At 71.9% G+C, this 235-nt stretch carries 1 pseudogene; it reads right to left on the bottom strand.

The window, feature by feature from the left end:
* Positions 1-235, bottom strand: a pseudogene (locus Q5762_RS39695) (GntR family transcriptional regulator); the annotation flags it as partial.

The raw sequence follows: 235 nt of genomic DNA, 5'->3' as shown, positions 1-235 counted from the left end.
CAGGTCGCGCCGCCGCGCCATCGGCATGGTGGCGCCGGTCGGGATGTTGTGGCTGGGCGTGACCATCACCAGCCGCGTGCCATGGGGCAGGCGCGCCGGGTCAAGCCCGCCTTCGTCCACCGCGACAAACGCCATGGGTGAACGCGACCGGCGCAGCACCTCGGCGAAATCGGGGTAGCCCGGCTCTTCGGTGACGGCAAGGCGGTCGGGACCGGCCAGCAACTCGACGGCGATG

Source organism: Streptomyces sp. P9(2023) (assembly GCF_032436795.1).
Lineage (GTDB): Bacteria > Actinomycetota > Actinomycetes > Streptomycetales > Streptomycetaceae > Streptomyces.
This window is presented reverse-complemented; position numbering and strand designations above follow the sequence as displayed.